At 63.7% G+C, this 4961-nt stretch carries 4 protein-coding genes; 2 read left to right on the top strand and 2 right to left on the bottom strand.

Annotated features, from left to right (window positions below; all coding sequences use genetic code 11):
* Positions 1-239: 239 nt before the first annotated feature.
* On the top strand, positions 240-596 hold the full coding sequence (locus tag ACNPP0_RS24900; RefSeq protein WP_332608120.1) for a superantigen-like protein SSL4: 357 nt from the start codon (positions 240-242) through the stop codon (positions 594-596).
* 221 nt (positions 597-817) lie between these two features.
* Here the strand turns inward: ACNPP0_RS24900 and ACNPP0_RS24895 are convergent, their stop codons facing one another.
* Positions 818-2272, bottom strand: coding sequence for an RNA polymerase factor sigma-54 (locus ACNPP0_RS24895; protein ID WP_442880151.1), 1455 nt, complete (start codon positions 2270-2272; stop codon positions 818-820).
* 143 nt (positions 2273-2415) lie between these two features.
* On the bottom strand, positions 2416-3360 hold the full coding sequence (locus ACNPP0_RS24890) for a sigma-54 interaction domain-containing protein (RefSeq protein WP_332608931.1): 945 nt from the start codon (positions 3358-3360) through the stop codon (positions 2416-2418).
* Positions 3361-3621: 261 nt separating this feature from the next.
* Here ACNPP0_RS24890 and ACNPP0_RS24885 point away from each other — a divergent pair.
* The coding region (locus ACNPP0_RS24885; RefSeq protein ID WP_448707290.1) for a sigma-54-dependent transcriptional regulator at positions 3622-4961 on the top strand (1340 nt) is incomplete at its 3' end.

Here is a 4961-nt window from a genome sequence, read left to right as displayed (position 1 = left end):
CCCCACCGGGCTGCACTTTTCACTGCGTATTTTCCCCTGCATGTCCGCGCTGCATGTCCCCACTGCACGTCCCCACTGCGCGTCCCCACTGCAATCGCCGGTAAAAAATACCCGGACGGGCAACAATTCAGGCGGATAAGTGGGCACGGCAGGTCGCAAGCGGGAAAAGCAGGGTGGGAAAGCGGTCTGGGAACGGGGCTTGCTCATAGGTCTGGGCTTTTCTACAAAGGAGTCTGACTATGAAATCTCGTGCTTTGACTTGCGCTTTCGTATTGGCAGCCGGTTTGACGTCCGCCGGCGCGGTAATGGCCCAATCGGCCAACCCGACCACGCCGTCTTCCACGCCGAATGACGCCACCGCCGCGCAGCCGAACCGGGCACAGCCTCCGGGCCAGATGGCTCCGGCGCCCACCGCGACGCCTTCGACCGGGACGACACCGCCCGCCACCCACCAAAGCGGCACCATGTCGTCGGGCAAGAAGCATTCCGACGAAACGCCGAAGCGCCAGCGTGAAGCCAACGACAACGTGCCCCGCACGCCGGGCGCAGGCGCCACGCCGCCTCCGGGCTATCCCAACACGGGCGGCTCGAAGTAAGGGCTGGAGTCGATGGCGGGAATTAGCGGTAAAAGCTACGTCCCGCCGTCGCGCCATTCGAGCAGAAGGCTTCCCACGGGAAGCCTTCTTTTTTGGCGAATCGAACACGGCTGTTTTAGCAAACCGGCCACGGCTTTTAAAAAGCGTGGCCGGCATATTGTGCGTACTTCGATGCAGGCGCCGGCCGCCACTCGGACGGCCTGCCGCGTGGTGACCTTTCCTTAGTGCTGACGGCGCAATTCCGCTGGCGGTACGCGTAGTTGCCCGCGGTACTTGGACACCGTCCGGCGCGCCAGCAAGATCCCGCTGGCGGCCAACTGCTGCGTCAGGGCGACGTCTGACAGCGGCATGGTCGGGTCCTCGGCGTCCACCATTTCCTTGATCAGCGCACGCACCGCCGCGGCCGAGCACGACCCGCCGGATTCCGTGGCCAGCTCGCGCGAGAAAAAGTGGCGAAACTCAAAGACGCCGCGCGGGGTCACCATGTACTTGCCGACGGTGGCGCGTGACACGGTGGATTCGTGCATGTCCAGATCGTCGGCCACCTCGCGCAGCATCAGCGGCCGTAACGCCACTTCCCCGTACTCGAAAAACGTCTGCTGACGCTTCACGATGGCTTCGGCCACGCGCTGGATGGTCGTGTAGCGCTGTTCCACGTTGCGCACCAGCCAGCGCGCTTCCTGAAGCTCTTGCGCCATGGGGCTGCGGTCATCCAGCCGCGCGCGGCGGAACAGGTCGGCATAGGTGCGATGCAACCGCGCCTGCGGCATGGCGTGACGGTTGGGCAGCACGCGCCAGCGCGAGTGCCATTTGTCCACGAACACGTCCGGCACCACATACACAGGCGCCTCGGCGCTATAGCGCGAGCCCGGCTTGGGGTCCAGGCTGCGGATCAGCGCACACGCTTCGCGCACTTGCTCATCGGTGCAGCCCAGCAAACGGCGAAGCCCGACACAATCATTCTTGCCCAGGCGGTCCAGATGCTCGCGCACGATGCGCAAGGCCAGGTCACGCACGTGGGGGTCTACGGACTGCGCCGCCGCCAATTGCAGCGACAGGCATTCGGTCAGATCGCGCGCCGCCAGGCCCGGGGCGTCCAGCTGCTGCACCAGGCGCAGCGCGGCGGTCCATTCGCCTTCGTCCGGCGGCGGGCTGAAGCCGGCGTGCTCGGGGTCACACAGGCTCATCAGCGGCACACGCAGATAGCCGTCGTCGTCCAACGCGTCGATGATGAATTCGGCCAGCAGCCGGTCGCGCGGTTCAAGGTGGTAGTTGCCCAGATCAGCCGACAGGCGCTCGCGCATCGACACCGATGCGCAGACCCATTGGCCCATGTCCTTGCCGTCGCCGCCGCCCGTCAGTTGGGTCGGATAGTCGCCGGAATAGGAAGGGGCGTCAGGCAAGGGCTCGTCGGCCTCGGAGGCCGAGGGCGGGGCGGCATCGGCCATGGCCGAGGGCTCGTCTCCGTAACTGCCGGGTTTGATGGAATCGCCGTTTGGCAGCGGTTCGGTGTCCTGCTCGTCGCCATCCTCAAGAAAGGGGTTGGTGGCAAGCGCGTGTTCCACCGCGGTCGTGAATTCAAGCGCCGACATCTGCAGCAGCTTGACAGACTGCTGCAAGCGCGGCGCAAGCGTCATTTGCTGGCGCAGGCGCAATTCTTGCGAGGGGTGGCCCAATCGAGTCTCCTGGATGAAAGCCGCCGGAGGGCGGCGCATCCTTAGACACATGCAAGATCCGTGCCAGGTCGATTTTCGGGCGTATGCAAGAAGCTTTCGGCCCTATGGCAGCGACCGTATTACAAGCCGACGGTAAGAACTGCTCAGCTTCCCGACAGACCTTCTTTTTCGTAGACGTCCAGTCGGTTGTACAGGGTCTTCAGGCTGACGCCCAAGGTGTCGGCCGCCAAGCGCTTGTCGCCGCCGTGGTGGGCCAGGGTTGCCAGGATGAAGGCGCGCTGCGCCTGGCCTAACGGCATCCCCACCGGGAAGTTCATCGCGCCTTCGCGCATCTCGGCGTGTTGGCTGGTGGCAGGGCGGGCCAGCAGGTTGGTGTCCAGTTGGGTATCCGACAGGATGAAGGCGCGCTGCACGACGTTACGCAGCTCGCGTACGTTGCCTGGCCAGTCATGCTGGGCGATGGCGTCCAGCATGCGCTTCGAAAAGGTTTTCTGGGTCTGGTATTGCGCGTTCAGGTTGTCCAGGAAGCGCTGCGCCAGGATCAGCGCATCGTCGCCGCGTTCGCGCAGCGGGGGAACCCGAAGGGGGATGACCAGCAGGCGATGCAGGAAGTCCTGGCGCAGCCTGCCATCGGCCACCGAGGCCGCGGGGTCGCGGTTGCTGGCGCAGATGATGCGCACGTTGGCGCGCAGCAGGTCCGTGCCGCCCACGCGCTGATAGGTGCCGGCTTCCAGCACACGCAAGAAATGCACTTGCATGTCGGGCGGCATTTCGGTGACTTCGTCCAGGAACAAGGTGCCGCCGCTGGCGTATTCGAAATAGCCGGCGTTCTGCGCCACCGCGCCTGTAAAACTGCCTTTCTCGTGGCCGAACAATTCGGCGTGGGCCAGCGTGCCGCTGATCGCGCCGCAGTTCACGGCGACAAAAGGCGCGGCGCGCCGTTCACTTGCATCATGGATGGCTCGGGCAATGATTTCCTTGCCCGCGCCGCTTTCGCCCACGATGAAAACGCTGGCGTCGGTCGCCGCCGCCAGCTGCAACTGGGTTGCCAATTTCTGCATGACAGCAGACATGCCGGTGACGTCCATGGGGACGACCGAAGACGCGGGCGCAGTGTCGCGCCGCGCGGTGGTGCGATTTGCCATACTGATACCTCGGGCCGCCGGGGCCTAACGCGACAGCACAATCGTAGTGGTACGTTTGTAGCCCGACTGCGACCAGTTGCAAGTATTCGAAAACTTTAGTGGACAGTATCTATTATTTACGCATTATGGCTCCAGAGTGTCTATCCTCACAGTGATAAACGCGCGCACTGATGGATAGACCGCGCACTGGCAACAGGAGAACTCATGCCTCATCTGCTTGTCGTCGATGACGACGACGCGATACGGGAAACACTGGCCGAAATGGGTCGCGACAGCGGCTTTTCGGTGGCAGTGGCAGGAAGCGTGAAAGATGCGCTGATACAGCTGGAACGGCAAGCGCCGGATCTGGTGTTGACCGATGTCCGCTTGCCCGGTGGCAATGGCATGGACATCTTTAAGAATGCGGCCGTGGCCAGCGCCGAAGTCGTCGTGATGACGGGGCATGGCACGGTGGATTACGCGGTCCAGGCATTGCGCCTGGGCGCCAGTGATTTTCTCGTCAAGCCGATCTGCATGGAACGGCTGAACGAGATTCTGACGCGGGTGGTTACGAACGCGGGTGGCGAATTGCCCGGCATGCCGTTCGAAGAGCCCGGCCGGTTCGGCAAGCTGTACGGCGAGTCGGAACGCATGGTGCAGCTATACCATCAGATTGGCCGGGTCGCGCCCACCAACGTGACGACGCTGCTGATCGGCGAAAGCGGCACCGGCAAAGAGCTGGCCGCGCACGCCATCCACGAACTCAGCGCGCGCCGCCAGCGCCCCTTCATTGCGGTGAACTGTGGGGCGATTTCGCCCAACCTGATCGAAAGCGAAATGTTCGGCCACGAGCGCGGCAGCTTTACCGGCGCCGACCGCCAGCACAAGGGTTATTTCGAACGGGCCGACGGCGGCACGCTGTTCCTGGACGAAGTGACGGAAATGCCGCTGGACCTTCAAGTCAAGTTGCTACGCGTGCTTGAGACCGGGCAGTTCATGCGCGTGGGCACCAACCGCGAAATCAGTTGCGACATCCGCATCGTTGCGGCCACGAACCGCAATCCCGAACAGGCGGTGCAAGAAGGCAAGCTGCGCGAAGACTTGTATTACCGGCTTAGCGTATTCCCGATCGAACTACCGCCGCTGCGCGAGCGGGGCGACGACATCCTGCTGCTGGCCCGCCGCTTTCTGCAAGCGCAGAACCAGGAGTCCGGCAGGAACAAGTACTTCTCGCCCGAGGCGTCCGAAATACTCAAACAGTATGAATGGCCCGGCAACGTGCGCGAGCTGAAGAACTTCGTGCGCCGTGCTTTCATCATGGCTGATGGGGATGTGCTGGGGGTGGACATGCTGGCCCCGCACGTGTCGCCGGCGGGTGAACCCGTGGGCGGAGAAGTCAGCGTGCCCGTGGGCGAAACGCTGGCCGAGGCGGATCGCCGCCTGATCCTCGCGACGCTTGAACGCTGCAACGGCGTCAAGAAGCAAGCCGCGATGATGCTGGGCATCAGCCCCAAGACGCTTTACAACCGGCTTGAAGAATATGCCGCGGCCGGTTTCGGGGGGGG

It is taken from the genome of Achromobacter semiaridum, from assembly GCF_053543755.1.
This window is presented reverse-complemented; position numbering and strand designations above follow the sequence as displayed.

Coding starts and splice junctions, on each gene's coding strand:
- ACNPP0_RS24900 (WP_332608120.1), top strand. CDS start 240: ATGAAATCTCGTGCTTTGACTTGCGCTTTCGTATTGGCAGCCGGTTTG.
- ACNPP0_RS24890 (WP_332608931.1), bottom strand. CDS start 3,360: ATGGACGTCACCGGCATGTCTGCTGTCATGCAGAAATTGGCAACCCAG.